This window comes from Streptomyces sp. NPDC094034 (assembly GCF_040303865.1).
Taxonomy (GTDB): domain Bacteria; phylum Actinomycetota; class Actinomycetes; order Streptomycetales; family Streptomycetaceae; genus Streptomyces.
Map to the genome: position 1 here is coordinate 415,273 of NZ_JBEOUD010000001.1, position 16,322 is coordinate 431,594.

Genomic DNA, 16,322 nt, shown 5'->3' on the forward strand with positions numbered 1-16,322 from the left:
AGGGGGCGCGCTGGGCTGTTCCGGGCGCGAGCCCGGCGCGCGCCCCGGGGACAACCCGCGCCCGGAAACCGGCCCCCGCCACGGGCCGTCCCCGACCACCGCCTAAGACGCTCGGGGCGCGCTCCCTAAGACGCTCGGGGCGCGTCGATCCGGGCCACCGCGTCCTCCGCCCCGTACGGCTGGAGGTACGGCATCCAGCGCGGATCACGGTGGCCCGTGCCGATGATGCGCCAGGCCAGGCCCGACGGGGGTTCGGGCTGGTGATTGAGGCGCCAGCCCAGTTCACGCAGGTGTCTGTCCGCCTTGACGTGGTTGCAGCGGCGGCAGGCCGCCACCACGTTGTCCCACCGGTGCTGTCCGCCGCGGCTGCGCGGGATGACGTGGTCGACGCTGGTTGCGACGCCACCGCAGTACATACAGCGACCGCCGTCTCGGGCGAAGAGGGCACGGCGGGTCAGCGGAACGGGCCCCCTGTAGGGGACCCGCACGAAGCGCTTGAGCCGTACGACGCTGGGGGCCGGGATGACTCGGGTTTCGCTGTGCATGAAGGCGCCGGATTCCTCTAGGCAGAGTGCCTTGTTCTCCAGAACGAGGACGAGCGCGCGGCGGAGCGGTACGACGCCGAGTGGCTCGTACGACGCGTTGAGGACCAGGACATGCGGCACGGATGCCTCCTTGTACGCCGGCGGCACGTGGCTCGCGCCGGGACGATCTGCTCTCAGTCTCTCCTCATGCCTGGTCGAAACGCCACCACGTCCAGGTAACGGGCCATGAGTGTTTTCGACCACATGACGGCTCGGCCCCGTGTGCGGGCCCGCTCAGGGGCCGGGAAGAGGCCGGGAAGGGGCCTTGGGAGGGGCCTTGGGAGGGGCGGATACGTGAGGCACGTCTCTCCGGCCTCCGGGGCGGCGGTCGCGCGGGACCTCCCCGTTAGTGTGGTTGGTCCACCCCTGCCGATACCCGGAGGTTTCTGTCGTGTCCTGGTCCGCCCCGCAGGCCGCCGGCCCGTCGTCCGACCCCGTCACATTCGACGAGGCCGCGGACCGGGCGAACGACGCCGCGAGCTGGGTCGGGGACAACTGGGCCACCTGGCTGAGCACCGGCCTGCGCATGCTGCTGATCCTGGTGATCGCGCTGGTGCTGCGCCATGTCATCCGCCGCGCCCTGACCAAGCTGATAGACCGGATGAACCGCAGCGTGCAGACGGTCGAGGGCACCGCGCTCGGCGGGCTGCTGGTGAACGCGGAGCGGCGCCGGCAGCGTTCCGAGGCGATCGGGTCGGTGCTCCGCTCGGTCACGTCGTTCCTGATCCTGGGCACGGCGGCGCTGATGATGCTGGGCGCGCTCAATATCAATCTCGCCCCGCTGCTGGCCTCGGCGGGCGTCGCGGGGGTGGCGCTGGGGTTCGGTGCGCGCAATCTCGTGACGGACTTCCTGTCCGGGGTCTTCATGATCCTGGAGGACCAGTACGGCGTCGGGGACACCATCGACGCGGGGGTCGCCTCCGGTGAGGTGATCGAGGTCGGTCTGCGGGTCACCAAGCTGCGGGGTGACAACGGGGAGATCTGGTACGTGCGCAATGGTGAGGTGAAGCGGATCGGCAACCTCAGCCAGGGCTGGGCGACGGCGGGTGTCGATGTGATGGTGCGGCCGACGGAGGACCTGGAGACGGTCCGTACGGTCATCACGGCGGTCGCGGAGAAGATGGCCAAGGACGACCCGTGGAACGAGCGGCTGTGGGGCCCGGTCGAGGTGCTTGGTCTGGACGCCGTGCTGCTGGATTCGATGACGGTGCGGATCTCGGCGAAGACGATGCCGGGCCAGGCGCTCGGGGTGGAGCGCGAGCTGCGCTGGCGGATCAAGCGCGCGTTCGACGAGGCGGGCATCCAGATCGTTGGCGGTCTCTTCCCGGCGGTGGAGACAGCCGCCGCGGCGCCGGACCCGGCGGCGGGTGTCGCCGCCCCCTCGGCGCTGGCGAGTCCGACGTCCCCGCAGTCCCTGGCCGCGGCCCCGATCGCGCCGCCCCCGAACCTCGCGAAGTAGCACGGCCCTTTCCGGCCCTCCTTTCGACCACCCCCGCAGGTAACGCTTTGGTTGCCGCGGGGGTGTCTTGTGCTGGAGAGTATTGACGCCTTCGAGCCTTGCGGCCTACTTTCCTCGCACCCGATAGGAAACTTTCCTAACAGTGTCATCGGGTGAGCGAACAGTGGAAGGGCAGGTGCCGGGTCCATGACCGATGCGACCGGATCACCCACTCCGTCACCGGGGACGCCGCGTGTGCTGCGGGCCATGAACGACCGGGCCGCGCTCGATCTGCTGCTCGCCCACGGCCCGCTCTCGCGGACCCGGATAGGCAAGCTCACCGGCCTCTCGAAGCCCACCGCCTCCCAGCTGCTCGCCCGTCTCGAAGCGGCCGGTCTGGTCGTCGCCACCGGGACCACCGAGGGACGGCCGGGGCCCAACGCCCAGCTGTACGCGGTCAACGCGCACGCCGCGTACGCCGGGGGGCTCGATGTGAATCCGCGCCGGATCCTGGCCGCCGTCGCCGACATCACCGGAACGACCGTCGGGGAGTTCGAACTGCCCACCCCGGGCCGCCGCGCCGACAGTGTCGTCCGTCAGGTCACGGACGCGCTGGAGGGGGCCGTGAAGGCAGCCGGTCTCGCCACCGCCGACGTGCGCCGGGTCGTGATCGGCACGCCCGGCGCGTTCGACCCGTCCACCGGCCGGCTGCGGTACGCGTCCCATCTGCCCGGCTGGCACTCCGCCACGCTCCTCGACGAGCTGGCCGCGGTCCTGCCGATGCCCGTCGAGTACGAGAACGACGTGAACCTCGCGGCGGTCGCCGAGCAGCGCCTCGGAGTGGCCCGCGGCGACGAGGACTTCGTCCTGCTGTGGAACGAGGACGGCCTCGGCGCCGCCCTGTTCATCGGCGGGCGGCTGCACCGGGGGTTCACCGGCGGCGCCGGCGAGGTCGGCTTCCTGCCGGTCCCCGGAACTCCGCTGGTACGCCAGGTGGTCCGGGCGAACAGCGGTGGCTTCCAGGAGCTGGCGGGCGCCCAGTCCGTGCCGAGGCTCGCGAAGACCCTCGGCATCGACACCCCGGAGACGCCCTACGCCGAGGTCGCGGCCGGGCTGCTGACCCGCGCCGCCGCCGGGCACGAGCGGGACGAGCGGCTGGCCGAGCTGCTGCGGCTGTACGCCCAGCGGCTCGCCACCGGTCTCGCCTCCGTGACCGCCGTACTCGACCCCGAACTGATCGTCCTGGCGGGCGGGGTGACCGCCGCCGGCGGTGAGCCGCTGCGCGCCCTCGTCCAGGCGGAGCTGGCCGAACTGGCCGCGTCCCGCCCCCGGCTCCTCATCGGCGAGGTCCAGCACCGTCCGGTTCTGCGGGGCGCGCTGGAGAGCGCCCTGGCGACCACGCGCGACGAGGTCTTCGACACCGCCCGCTGATCACCCTCCGACTCCGCCCGTCCCCTTCCGCCGCACACCCCCCCGTATCTCCCTTACCGACCCCGTACCCATCACCGGGAGTACCGCCATGCTCAGAAACCGTCGTCTCGCCGCCTCCGCCGTCGCCGTCGCCGCGATATCCGTGCTCGCCACCTCGTGTACCGGGCAGTCCGGCGCCGACGCGTCCGATGATCCGAACGCCAAGACCTCCATCACCTTCTGGCACGGCTGGAGCGCGCCCGGCGAGGTGAAGGCCATCCAGGACAACATCGACCGGTTCGAGAAGGCGCATCCGAACATCACGGTGAATGTCGTCGGCAACATCAACGACGACAAGCTCAACCAGGCGCTGCGCGCGGGCGGTTCCAAGGGGCCGGACGTGGTGTCCTCCTTCACCACCTCGAACGTCGGCAAGTTCTGCTCGTCGGGCGCCTTCGCCGATCTGGCCCCGTTCATCGAGAAGTCCAAGCTGGATCTGGCGAAGACCTTCCCCAAGGTGCTGCTGGAGTACACACAGTTCGAGGGCAAGCGCTGCGCGCTGCCGCTGCTCAGCGACGCGTACGGGCTCTACTACAACAAGGACGCCTTCGAGAAGGCCGGGATCACCGCCCCGCCGAAGACGATGTCGGAGCTCGCCTCCGTCGCCAAGAAGCTCACCAAGACCAAGGGCGACAGCTACGAGCAGGTCGGTCTGATGCCGACGTACCACGGCTACGAGACGGTCGTCGACCACTACATGTCGAGCTGGGACCACGCGTACTTCGACGAGGACGGCAAGTCCAACGTCGCCAAGGACCCGGCCTTCGCCAAGATGTTCACGTACCAGAAGAAGCTGGTCGACGACCTCGGGGGATACGAGAAGCTGGAGAAGTACCGCTCCACGTTCGGTGACGAGTGGGGCGCCAAGCACCCGTTCCACACCGGCCAGGTCGCCATGCAGCTGGACGGCGAGTGGCGGCTCGGCATGGCCGAGGACGCCAAGGTGCCGTTCGAGATCGGTGTCGCGCCGATGCCGGTGGCGGACGACGAGGCGGACAGCTACGGCAAGGGCTTCCTCTCCGGCACGATCATGGGGATCGCACCGCAGAGCAAGAAGCAGAACGCCGCGTGGGAGCTGGTGAAGTACATGACGACCGACACCGAGGCGGTCGTCCAGTTCGCGAACGGCATCCGCAATGTGCCCTCGACGCTGGCGGCGCTGAAGTCCCCGAACCTGAAGTTCGACCCGCGCTTCACGACCTTCCTCGACATCGCGCAGCACCCGAAGTCCAACACCCCGCCGGCCGCCGTCAACGGCTCGACGTACCAGCAGACGCTCCAGGACTTCGGGTACCAGTACGAGCAGGGCAAGGTGAAGGATCTCCAGGCGGGTCTGGAGAAGACCGCCCAGCAGATCGACCGTGACATCGAGCAGGCCAAGTAGCGGGCCGGGACGTCACCGATGTCCACGCACACGCTCCGTTCGAAGCGCCGCGCGTCGGCGCTTCGGACGGCGGCGTTCATGTCGCCCTGGTTGATCGGCTTCACCGTCTTCTTCGCGTATCCGCTGATCTCGACCGTCTACTTCTCCTTCATGAAGTACGACGGCTTCAACTCGCCCGTCTGGAACGGCCTGGGGAACTGGTCGTACGTCTTCAACGACTACCCAATGTTCTGGCCGTCCCTGCGCAACACCCTCTGGCTCGTCGTGATCATGGTGACCTGCCGGGTGGTCTTCGGACTCGGCGTCGGCATGCTGATCACCAAGATCAAGACGGGCACGGGGATCTTCCGCACCCTCTTCTATCTGCCGTATCTGGCGCCGCCGGTCGCCGCGACGCTCGCGTTCGTCTTCCTGCTCAACCCGGGTACGGGGCCGGTCAACACCATTCTCGGGGACCTCGGCCTGCCGACCCCCGGCTGGTTCAACGACCCCGGCTGGTCCAAGCCCGCGCTCACCCTGCTGGCCGTCTGGGGCATCGGCGACCTGATGGTGATCTTCATGGCCGCACTGCTCGACGTACCCAAGGAGCAGTACGAGGCCGCCGAGCTGGACGGCGCGTCGGCCTGGCACCGTTTCCGGTACGTGACCCTGCCGAACATCTCGCCGATCGTGATGTTCGCCGTGGTCACCGGCGTGATCTCGGCGATGCAGTACTACTCGCAGCCGCTGGTCGCGGGCAAGGTCGCCTCCGGGGTCATCGGCGGCTCCGGCCAGGCGTTCGAGCCCGGCTACCCGGACAAGTCCACGCTGACGCTGCCGCAGCTGGTCTACAACCTGGGCTTCCAGCGCTTCGACTACGGCGCCGCGTGTGTGGTCGCGCTCGTGCTGTTCGCGCTGGCCATGGCCTTCACGGCGCTGCTGATGCGGCGGCGCGGCGGACTGATCGGATCGGGTGACTGAGATGACACAACTCCTCGGCCGGCCCGGCTCGCCGACGACGGCGGCGCCCGACGCGCCCGACCGTACGCCCGCCGCCCGCAGCGCGCGCCGCAAGGCGTTGCTGCACTGGATCGCCGTGCACTCCCTGGGCGTCGCGGCCGCGCTCTTCTTCGTGCTGCCGTTCGTCTTCCTCTTCCTGACCTCGGTGATGAGCGACCATCAGGCGCTCACCCGCGATCTGACCCCCAACTCCTGGGAGTGGGGCAACTACGCCAAGGTGTTCGACACTCCGGGCTTTCTGACCTGGTGGAAGAACACCCTGCTGTACGCGGGGCTCGGCACCGTCCTGTCGGTGCTCTCCTCGATCCCGGTGGCGTACGCGCTCGCCAAGTTCCGCTTCCGCGGCCGGCAGCTCTCGCTGATGCTCGTCATCTCGATGATGATGCTGCCGCCTCAGGTGATCATCATTCCGATGTATCTGTTCTGGGCGAAGCAGCTCGATCTGTCGGGTTCGCTGTGGCCGCTGATCATCCCGATGGCGTTCGGTGACGCGTTCTCCATCTTCCTGCTGCGCCAGTTCCTGCTGACGATCCCCAATGAGTACCTGGACGCCGCGAAGGTCGACGGCTGCGGCGAGTTCCGTACGCTGATCAGGGTCGTCCTGCCGATGGCCAGGCCCGGGATCGCGGCCGTGGCGCTGTTCCAGTTCTTCTACGCCTGGAACGACTACTTCGGCCCACAGATCTACGCTTCGGAGAACCCGGCCGCCTGGACGCTCAGTTACGGCCTGGAGTCCTTCAAGGGCGCACACCATACCGACTGGAATCTGACCATGGCCGCGACCGTACTGGTCATGGCCCCTGTGATCCTCGTGTTCTTCTTCGCCCAGAAGGCGTTCGTCGAGGGAGTCACACTGACCGGAGTGAAGGGCTGAGAACCATGAAGCTCGCCGTGGTAGGCGGAGGATCCACCTACACACCCGAACTCATCGACGGATTCTCCCGGTTGCGGGACACCCTGCCGATCGAGGAACTCGTACTGGTCGACCCCGCGGCCGACCGCCTTGAGCTGGTCGGGGGGCTGGCCCGGCGTATCTTCGCCAAGCAGGGCCATCCCGGCCGTATCACCACCACCTCGGACGTGGACGCGGGTGTCGCCGACGCCGACGCGGTCCTGCTCCAGCTGCGGGTCGGCGGACAGGCCGCGCGCCGGCAGGATGAGACCTGGCCGCTGGAGTGCGGCTGCGTCGGCCAGGAGACGACGGGCGCGGGCGGTCTCGCCAAGGCGCTGCGCACGGTCCCGGTGGTCCTCGACATCGCGGAACGGGTGCGGCGCGCCAACCCTGACGCGTGGATCATCGACTTCACCAACCCGGTGGGGATCGTGACCCGGGCGCTGCTCCAGGCTGGTCACAGGGCCGTGGGGCTGTGCAACGTGGCGATCGGTTTCCAGCGCAGGTTCGCGAAGCTGCTGGAAGTAGCGCCCTCCGAGGTGTACTTGGAGCATGTGGGGCTGAACCATCTGACCTGGGAGCGCGGCGTACGGCTCGGCGGCCCCGACGGCGCCGATCTGCTGCCCAAGCTGCTGGCCGAGCACGGCGACTCGCTCGCGGCCGATCTGCGGATGCCACGCGTGCTGCTGGACCGGCTCGGCGTGGTGCCCTCGTACTATCTGCGCTACTTCTACGCGCACGACGAGGTCGTACGGGAGCTGCGGACCAAGCCCTCCCGGGCCGCCGAGGTGGCCGAGATGGAGAAGCGGCTGCTGGAGATGTACGGCGACCCCGCGCTGGACGAGAAGCCCGAGCTGCTCTCCAAGCGCGGCGGCGCCTTCTACTCGGAGGCGGCGGTGGATCTGGCGGCTTCGCTGCTGCGCGGCGGCGGGAGCCCGGTCCAGGTGGTGAACACCTACAACAACGGCACGCTGCCGTTCCTGGCGGACGACGCGGTGATCGAGGTCCAGGCGCGGGTGGACAGGTCGGGCGCGGTGCCGCTCCCCGTGTCCGAGCTGGATCCGCTGTACGCCGGCCTGATCGCGGATGTCACGGCGTACGAGGACCTGGCGCTGGAGGCCGCGCTGCACGGCGGCCGGGACCGGGTCTTCAAGGCGCTGCTCTCGCACCCGCTGATCGGCCAGTTCGAGTACGCCGAGGCGCTCACCGACCAGCTGATCGCGCACAACCGGGAGCATCTCGCGTGGGTGTGAGCGTGGCGGTGAGCACCGCCGGTGAGACGGTGGGACGCGCGAGCGTCCTGGCCGTCGACGCCGGGAACAGCAAGACCGATGTGGCCGTGATCGGTGCCGATGGCTCGGTGCTCGGCACGGCCCGCGGGGGCGGCTTCCAGCCGCCGGTCGTCGGGATCGAGACGGCGATCGACGCGCTGGCGGTGACGGTCGCCGAGGCCGCCTCGGCGGCCGGGCTGCCGGAGCGCGACCTTGTCGGGCATGTGTCGGCCTGTCTCGCCAACGCCGATCTCCCGGTCGAGGAGCGGGAATTGGCCGAGGCCGTGCAGGCGCGCGGCTGGGGGCGCACGACGGAGGTGCGCAACGACACCTTCGCGATACTGCGCGCCGGTCTGCCGAGCGGCGCGGAGCCGCGGGGCGTGGCCGTCGTCTGTGGCGCGGGCATCAACTGCGTGGGGATGCTGCCGGACGGCCGTACCGCGCGGTTCCCGGCGATCGGCCGGATCTCCGGTGACTGGGGCGGGGGTTCGGGTCTCGCGGAGGAGGCCCTGTGGTTCGCGGCGCGGGCCGAGGACGGCCGCGGCGAGCCCACGGAGCTGGTACGGACCCTGCCCGGCCACTTCGGGCTCGGCACGATGTACGAGCTGATCGAGGCGCTGCACCTGGGGCATATCCCGTTCGTACGCAGGCATGAGCTGACGCCGGTGCTGTTCGCGACGAGCGCGGCGGGCGACGCGGTCGCGCATTCCGTGGTCGACCGGCTGGCCGAGGAGGTCGTCGTGCTGGCCGCGGTGGCGCTCGGGAAGCTCGGGCTGCTCGACGAGGAGGTACCGGTGCTGCTCGGCGGCAGCGTCCTGGCGGCCCGTCATCCGCAGCTCGACGCCCGGATCGCGGAGTTGCTCGCGGCCAGGGCGCCCAAGGCGGTCGTCGAAGTCGTGACGGCGCCGCCGGTGCTGGGAGCCGCGCTGCTCGGTCTCGACCAGGTGGGGGCGAGCGCGGAGGCGCACGCCAGGCTCGGGGCCCATTACGCCTGACCCGGGAGCCGCCGGACGGGCGCCGGACGGCCTTCTGGCGTGCTCCTGATGGCCCTTGGGGGTGCTCCTGATGGCCTTGGGGCGTGCTCCGGGTGGGCTTGGGGTGGGCATTGGGTGGCCGTACGCGTAAGGAAAGCCCCGTGAACGGGAACCGCTCACGGGGCCCCGGCGTATTCATGAAGAGGAGATGGTGGGGAGATCGACCGGCCGCGGTCGGCGCGAGAAGGACAAGATCCAGTCAACCCTGGTGTAGTTGTCAGTGCCTGCGGCCATACTGCTGACCTGGAGTTGTCCTCCGACCCGCAGGGGGCGGGCCGCCGACGTCCATGACCGAGGGGGAGGTCACGTGACAAACCCGCCGAATGTGCGCCCCGCGCCACCGTCGGCTCCGCAGCACGCGCCCGCGCGGCCGCCGATGCCACCGTCGGCTCCGGCGGCCGGTCCGGTGCCCGCGCGGCGGGCGGCGTGGGCCGAGGCCTCGGAGCGGCTGCGCGCCGCCGCGACGACCGAGCCCGGCCGGCTGCGGATCATCGGAGCCGCCCTGGCCCTGCTGGTCGTCGCGTTCGGGGCGGTGACGGCATGGGAGGCGTCGGACCGCTTCACCGCGGCCGACGACGTGGTGAACCGCAGTCAGCCGCTGAGTGTGGACGCGGCGGACATCTACCGCTCGCTGGCCGACGCCGACACGGCCGCGGCGAGCGGCTTCCTGGCGGGCGCGCCGGAGCCCGCGGATGTGCGGAAGACGTACAGCACGGACATCACGACCGCGTCCGGGCTGCTGATCACGGCCGCCACCCACACGGACGGGGCCAGCGAGTCGGGCCGCCAGATCGCCACGCTCAACGAGGGACTTCCCCGCTACACCGGCCTGATCGAGCAGGCCCGCGCCTACAACCGGCAGGGGCTGCCGCTGGGCGGCGCCTATCTGCGGTACGCGAACCAGCTGATGACGAACGAACTGCTGCCCGCCGCCGAGAAGCTGTACGCGGCGGAGACGGACCGGCTCGTCGCGGACAACGACGACGCGCGGCTGTGGCCGTATGTCTCGACGGCACTGGGGGCGCTGGCGTTCGGCGTCCTCTTCTGGGCTCAGCGGCGCAACTATCTGCGGACGAACAGGGTGTTCAACCACGGTCTGCTCGCCGCCACCGCCGCCTCCACGGTCCTGCTGCTCTGGCTGGCCGCCGCGCAGACCGTGGCCCGCTCGGAGCTGGACAACGCGCAGACGCAGGGCCAGGCGTCGCTCAAGGTCCTCAACGACGCGCGGATCAACTCGCTCAAGGCCCGCGCGAATGAGAACCTCACCCTGGTCGCGAGGGGCGCCGTCCTCAACGAGGACAACAAGGACAAGTACGAGACGGACTACAACACGGGCATGGACGAGCTCAGCGCCGCGCTCGGCAGGGCCAAGGGGCTCGCCGACAACAGCGAGAGCCGGGCACCGGTGAGCGACGCGATCGCCTCGGTCTCCGAATGGCGCGGGCGTCACGCCCTGGCCAGCGAGGCCGACAAGACCGGTGACTACAAGACCGCGCTGGCGAAGGTGATCGGTACGGAGGACTCCACCGGCGAGTCCTTCCGCCAGGTCGACTCGTCCCTGAAGCTGGCGATCGACCTGGAGCAGAAGGAGTTCGACTCCTACGCCTCGGACGGTCTCGGCGCGCTGAACGGGCTGGCGATCGGGGCGGGCGCGCTGGCGCTGGTGGCCGCGGTGGGCGCGATCCTGGGGATCGGCCGCAGGCTCTCGGAGTACCGGTGAGAGGGGAAGGGGACGGGATGACCTCGACGGACAGGCCGCGCCGGCTCCGCGGACCCGGCCCGTTCCGTGGGCTCCGTGGCTGGGGCGGTGTCTCGGCCATGGCGGGCGCCTGTGTGCTGACGGCCGTGCTCACCCTGCTGCCACTGGCCCATACGACCTCGGAGGGGCTGGAAGACTCCGAGCAGCGCACCTCCACGGCCCTGCCCGCGAAGGCCGACGACTGCCCGTCCCCGGAGGCCAGTCTCCGGCCCGTCAATGACAACAACGCCCCCGGCGTCAAGGCGATCAGAGACCGTAAGGGTGATGACCGGAAGCTGATCGTCGGAGTCGACCAGAACAGCTACCGCTGGGGCGCCCGCAACCCGGACACCGGCGATCTGGAGGGCTTCGACATCGATCTCGCGAAGGCCATAGCGGCGGACATACTGGGCAGTCCGGACGCCATCGTCTTCCGTACCATCCCCACCAACCAGCGAACAGAGGCGCTGAAGAGTGGCACGGTGGACCTGGTCGTCCGGACGATGACGATCACCTGTGACCGGCTCAAGGACGTCTCCTTCTCCACCGCCTACTTCCAGACGGGCCAGCAGATACTGGTCCCCAAGGGGTCGACCATCAAGGGGTACGACGAATCGCTGGCCGGGAAGCGGGTCTGCACGGCCGAGGGTTCGATCGCGAACGAGACGCTGAAGAGTGAATCGTTCGGCGCGATATTCGAGGACGAGAATGAGGGGAAGCCTTCGGACGAGGATCAGTTGACGGTGCCCAACCAGCTCGACTGCCTGGTCCGGCTCCAGCTGGACGAGGTCGACGCGCTGATGACGGACAACGCCCTCGCGGCCGGCCAGGCGGCCCAGGACCCGGCGGTGGAGCTGCGCGGGAAGCCGCTCAAGCCGGAGTACTACGGCGTCGCGGCCAAGCGTGGCAACGACGACCTGGTGCGCCGGGTGAACCATGTGCTGGAGGAGTACCGCGCGGGCGGGCCCAACAGCCCCTGGATGAAGTCGTACGAGCGGTGGCTGGCGGCGGGGCTGCCGGGCATCACGAAACCGCCCACGGCCACATATAAGGACTAGGCGGCCAAGGACCTGGCGGCCCAGGACTGGACGGCCGGGGACCGGGCGGCCGAGGACTTGGGTGCGGACCGGGCGCCGACGGCCGGCGGGCACACGGTGCGCCGGCCGGTCCCCGCGCCGACAGGGCCGAAGAGACGAGCGGAGAGGTGAGCGATGAGCGTCACGGGTTCCTTCCCCGACTCGACGGGGAGGCCACCGGGACCGGTGATGGACCGGGACGAGGTGGACCGCGCCCTGTCACGCCTCGAAGCGGAGTACGAGGCGATCGAGACCTCGCTGCTCGCCCTCCAGGACCACGCGGGCCGCAGACTCCTCGAAGGCGCCGAGCTGACCGGTGTCACCAAGGACCGCTGGGCCGCCGCCGAGCTGTCGATCACCCTGCTCTGGACGTACTTCGACAGCTACACCGCGGCGCTGAACGGAGCGCGTGAGGCGCGCGCCAGACGGCGCTGGCCCAACCGCGACGATCTGCTGGAGCTGACGGAGACGCTGCGCGGCCGCGGTGTCGTGGTCGCGGGCACCGCCGGAGCGCGGCCCGCCTCCCTCGGTGGTCCGGCCAGGCTCTCCGAGCGCTTCACCCTCGCGGAGCTGGTGGCCAGGATGAACGAGCTGTACGCGTCGTCCCTGGACATGGTCGTGGCCGCGGACTCGGTGTGGTCCGCGCTGCCCGCGCGCATCGATCTGCTCGCCGCCGAGCTGCGGCGCACCCGCTCGCTCGCGCACTCCGTGGGCGTACGGCCCGGCGAGCATCCGGCCGGTGACGACCTGGAGTCGATCACGCGGGAACTGACCATGCTGCGTGACCAGGTCGTCTCCGACCCGCTGGCGTTCTGGCGGCCCGCGCCCGGCAGTTCGGCTCCGGGCGGCGGCCGGCCCGACACCGAGCGCTACGACCGCGCGGCTCGCGCGCTGGAGGACGTACGGCGGGAGATCGAGGCGGTGCTGCGGGTGCGCCAGGACTCCGAGGAGCGGCTGATGCGACTGCGGGACGTACTGTCGCGTGCGGACCGTACGCTCACCGAGGCCCGGTCGGCGCGCGGCGAGGTGCTGGCGAAGATCGCCGCCTCCGAGGTGCCCGCGGTGAGCGGTCCGCCGACGGCCCTTCAGGAACGGCTCTCGACCGCCGCCGAGTACCGCAGACATGCCCAGTGGCACCGGCTCTCACCGCTCCTGGAGTCGCTGGAGCGGGACGCCGAGGACGAACTGCTGCGGGCCCGCGAGTCGTTGACCGCGGTCACGGCGCCGCTCGCGGTCCGCGCGGAGCTGCGCGGCCGGCTGGACGCGTACAAGGCGAAGGTCGCCCGGCACGGACTGGCCGAGGATCCGGTCCTGATCGAGCGATACGACGCGGCGCGCCGGATGCTGTGGAGCGCGCCCTGCGATCTGCGCGTGGCGGAGGAGGCGGTGCTGCGCTATCAGCGGGCGGCGGCGGATGTGCTGGTCCCCCGCGGGCCCGGCCCCGCCGACCGCAGGGGGGACACATGAGGGCGCCGTACGCGGTGGCGGAGGTCACGGCCGGGGCACGGGCGGCCGGGAGACGGGCGGCCGTGAGACGGGCGGCCGTGAGACGGGCGACGGAGCGAGTCGCGACAGAGATGTCGGCGGGCCAACGGGGGGACAGATGAGCGGGACGAACGCATGCCAGCGCCCCGGCTGCGAGGGTTCGTACGAGGACATGGGCGGCGGTGAGCTGTACTGCGACACCTGCGGTCTGGCGCCCGTCGTCTCGCCCAGCGGATCGCTGTCCTCGCCGCCCACCGGCATCACGGTCGGCGGGCGGAGCAGCGGTTCCGGGCGTGGCGCGTCCTCACGGTCGTCGTCCGGCTCCTCCGCGCGGACCTCCTCGCGCGGCTCCGCACGCTCCTCGCGCTCCTCCACGTCCCGGCGCTCGGTCTCCGGCCGGCTCTCGCGCTCCCTGTCGGGGCGGCTGTCGACGCAGTCGGTGTCGGTACGCAGCTCCGGCTCGTCCACGGCCGCCTCGGGCCGTAACCGCCTCGGCGCGGGCCTCGTCTCCGTACCGGACGTACCGCGCCCGGACCCGCGCTCCGCGGTGATGGAGCACCCGGAAGTGCCCGAGCGCAAGCGGTTCTGCTCGCGCTCGGACTGCGGTGCGCCGGTGGGCCGCGCGCGGGGGGACCGGCCGGGGCGTACGGAAGGGTTCTGCACCAAGTGCGGGCACCCGTACTCGTTCGTACCGAAGCTGCACGAGGGCAATGTCGTGCACGGCCAGTACGAGGTGGTGGGGTGTCTGGCCCACGGCGGTCTGGGCTGGGTCTATCTCGCGATCGACCGCGCGGTCTCGAACCGCTGGGTGGTGCTCAAGGGCCTGCTGGACACCGGCGACCAGGACGCCATGGAGGCCGCGATCTCCGAGCGCCGCTTCCTCGCGGAGATCGAACACTCCAACATCGTCCGCATCTACAACTTCGTGGAACATCTCGACCAGCGGACCGGCTCCATGGACGGCTACATAGTCATGGAGTACGTCGGCGGCAAGTCGCTGAAGGAGATCGCCAACGAGCGGCGCACGGCCGCGGGCAGGCGCGATCCGCTGCCGGTGGAGCAGGCGTGCGCGTACGGCATCGAGGCGCTGGAGGCGCTCGGCCATCTGCACAGCCGCAATCTGCTCTACTGCGACTTCAAGGTGGACAACGCGATCCAGACCGAGGATCAGCTCAAGCTCATCGACATGGGCGCGGTCCGCAGGATGGACGACCACGAGTCGGCGATCTACGGCACCGTCGGCTACCAGGCGCCCGAGGTCGCGGAGCTCGGCCCGTCGGTGGCCTCCGACCTGTATACGGTCGCCCGCACGCTGGCGGTGCTGACCTTCGACTTCCAGGGCTACACGAACGTGTTCGTGGACTCGCTCCCCGACCCGGACAACATCGAGGTCTTCCGGACGTACGAGTCCTTCTACCGGCTGCTCGTCCGGGCGACGGACCCGGACCCGGCGCGGCGCTTCTCGTCGGCGCAGGAGATGGCGGAGCAGCTGACGGGCGTGTTGCGGGAGGTGGTGGCGCTACAGACGGGGCGTCCGCGTCCTTCGCTGTCCACGCTGTTCGGCCCCGAACTACGGGTCACGGACACGGAGTTGTTCGCGGAGCTGACCGAGGAGGTCTCACGGCTGGGGGTACGCGCCGAACGGGCGCGGGGCGGTGGCCTGCTCGGGCGGCGCGCCCGAGCGGCGAAGACCGGGGCGGCCCTCACGGGTGGCGACGGGACGGCGGCCGCGCCGGTGCTGGCGCCGGGGGCCGGGGCGGGTGCTGGTGCGGGTGCGGTGGCCCTGCCCGCGCCGGGCGCGCGGCCCGGTGTTCCGGGAGCCGGTGGACTCGCCCCGGCGGCCCCGCCATTTCTGCCGTCGCCCCGCGCCGAGACGGGTCCTGGCGGGGTGACTCCCGGTGCGGTGGCCGCCGGTGCGGTGGCTCCCGGTGCGGTGGCTCCGGGCGCGGTGGCTTCCGGTGGGCTCGCGATGGGCGTCACAGGTTCGGGCGTGCCCCGGCTCGCGCCGCTCGACACCCGCGCGGTCGCGCTGGCCCTGCCCGTACCGCGAGTCGATCCGAACGACCCGAACGCTGGCTTCCTCGCGGGTCTGCTGGCCTCGGCCCCCGCCGAGCTGATCACCGCGCTGGCCGCCGCCCCCGCCGACTCCCTGGAGCGCGGCCTGCGCGAGCTGCGCGCCCGGCTGGAGATGGGCGAACTGAGCACGGCCGCCGAGTCGCTGGCCGCCCTGGAGGAGCGGCGTCCGGACGACTGGCGGGTGGTCTGGTACCGGGGAGTCGCCTCGCTCGCCACGGGCGACCACGAGACGGCGGCGCTCTCCTTCGACGCGATATACGACGCGTTCCCCGGCGAACCGGCCCCGAAGCTGGCCCTGGGCGTCTGCGCCGAGGTGCTCGGCCAGCTGGACAACGCCGCCGAGTACTACCGCCTCGTCTGGACGACCGATCCGAGCTATGTCAGCGCGGCGTTCGGTCTCGCCCGGGTGCAGCTGGCCGCGGGTGACCGGGCCGGCGCCGTACGGTCCCTGGAGTCCGTGCCCGAGGCGTCGATCCACTACACGGCGGCGCGGGTCGCGGCCGTACGGGCCAGACTCCGGCAGCGTGGAGCGCCGACGGCCGCCGTCGGCCTTGGCCAGGAGGGGCCGCTGATCGACGATCTCACAGCGGCGGCCCATCAAGTGTCCGCGCTTCAGCAGTTCGGTCTGGACGCGGTACGGCGCGAGCGGTTGTCGACGGAAGTACTGGGGACGGCCCTGGACTGGGTACTCTCCGGTAGTCCCGGCTCCCGTCCGGTGCGGGCCGTACTGCTCGGCAGCGAACTGGACGAGCGTGGGCTGCGTTTCGGACTGGAACGCTCGTACCGGGTGCTCGCCCGGCTCGCTCAGCGCGGCGAGGAGAGGATCGAACTGGTGGAACGGGCCAACCGTTTCCGCCCCCGGACGTGGGTGTGAT

12 protein-coding genes are annotated in these 16,322 nt (G+C 70.7%); 11 read left to right on the top strand and 1 reads right to left on the bottom strand.

Annotated features, from left to right (window positions below):
• Positions 1–125: 125 nt before the first annotated feature.
• Positions 126–665 carry an HNH endonuclease gene (locus tag ABTZ59_RS01825; RefSeq protein ID WP_249949387.1) on the bottom strand — a complete coding sequence of 180 codons (540 nt, stop codon included), beginning with the start codon at positions 663–665 and terminating at the stop codon, positions 126–128.
• A gap of 310 nt (positions 666–975) precedes the next feature.
• On the opposite strand from ABTZ59_RS01825, the gene ABTZ59_RS01830 reads away from it, so the two are divergent.
• The 11 genes from ABTZ59_RS01830 to ABTZ59_RS01880 all read left to right on the top strand — a co-directional run bounded on the left by ABTZ59_RS01830 (position 976) and on the right by ABTZ59_RS01880 (position 16,321).
• Positions 976–2,043 (top strand): mechanosensitive ion channel family protein, encoded by a 1,068-nt coding sequence (locus ABTZ59_RS01830; RefSeq protein WP_249949388.1) that lies wholly within the window; start codon positions 976–978, stop codon positions 2,041–2,043.
• A gap of 186 nt (positions 2,044–2,229) precedes the next feature.
• On the top strand, positions 2,230–3,453 hold the full coding sequence (locus ABTZ59_RS01835; RefSeq protein WP_351388214.1) for an ROK family transcriptional regulator: 1,224 nt from the start codon (positions 2,230–2,232) through the stop codon (positions 3,451–3,453).
• An 88-nt stretch (positions 3,454–3,541) separates the two neighbouring features.
• The gene (locus ABTZ59_RS01840) at positions 3,542–4,876 is read left to right on the top strand and encodes an ABC transporter substrate-binding protein (RefSeq protein WP_351388219.1); all 1,335 of its coding nucleotides are present in this window, start codon (positions 3,542–3,544) and stop codon (positions 4,874–4,876) included.
• 18 nt (positions 4,877–4,894) lie between these two features.
• A complete protein-coding gene (locus ABTZ59_RS01845; protein ID WP_351388224.1) occupies positions 4,895–5,836 on the top strand; it encodes a carbohydrate ABC transporter permease in 942 nt (313 codons plus the stop codon).
• Position 5,837: 1 nt separating this feature from the next.
• Positions 5,838–6,749, top strand: a complete 912-nt coding sequence (locus ABTZ59_RS01850; RefSeq protein WP_351388227.1) for a carbohydrate ABC transporter permease — start codon at positions 5,838–5,840, stop codon at positions 6,747–6,749.
• A gap of 5 nt (positions 6,750–6,754) precedes the next feature.
• Positions 6,755–8,020, top strand: coding sequence for a 6-phospho-beta-glucosidase (locus tag ABTZ59_RS01855; RefSeq protein WP_351388234.1), 1,266 nt, complete (start codon positions 6,755–6,757; stop codon positions 8,018–8,020).
• Positions 8,011–9,033, top strand: coding sequence for an N-acetylglucosamine kinase (locus tag ABTZ59_RS01860; protein ID WP_503001762.1), 1,023 nt, complete (start codon positions 8,011–8,013; stop codon positions 9,031–9,033). The genes ABTZ59_RS01855 and ABTZ59_RS01860 overlap by 10 nt, the downstream gene beginning before the upstream one ends.
• A 346-nt stretch (positions 9,034–9,379) precedes the next feature.
• Positions 9,380–10,792 carry a GlnX family signal transduction membrane protein gene (locus ABTZ59_RS01865; protein ID WP_503001764.1) on the top strand — a complete coding sequence of 471 codons (1,413 nt, stop codon included), beginning with the start codon at positions 9,380–9,382 and terminating at the stop codon, positions 10,790–10,792.
• A gap of 17 nt (positions 10,793–10,809) precedes the next feature.
• Complete coding sequence (locus ABTZ59_RS01870; protein WP_351388237.1) at positions 10,810–11,868, top strand: glutamate ABC transporter substrate-binding protein; 1,059 nt, start codon at positions 10,810–10,812, stop codon at positions 11,866–11,868.
• A gap of 153 nt (positions 11,869–12,021) precedes the next feature.
• Positions 12,022–13,353 carry a hypothetical protein gene (locus ABTZ59_RS01875; RefSeq protein ID WP_351388241.1) on the top strand — a complete coding sequence of 444 codons (1,332 nt, stop codon included), beginning with the start codon at positions 12,022–12,024 and terminating at the stop codon, positions 13,351–13,353.
• Positions 13,354–13,489: 136 nt separating this feature from the next.
• Positions 13,490–16,321 (top strand): serine/threonine-protein kinase, encoded by a 2,832-nt coding sequence (locus tag ABTZ59_RS01880; protein WP_351388245.1) that lies wholly within the window; start codon positions 13,490–13,492, stop codon positions 16,319–16,321.
• Position 16,322 lies beyond the last annotated feature (1 nt).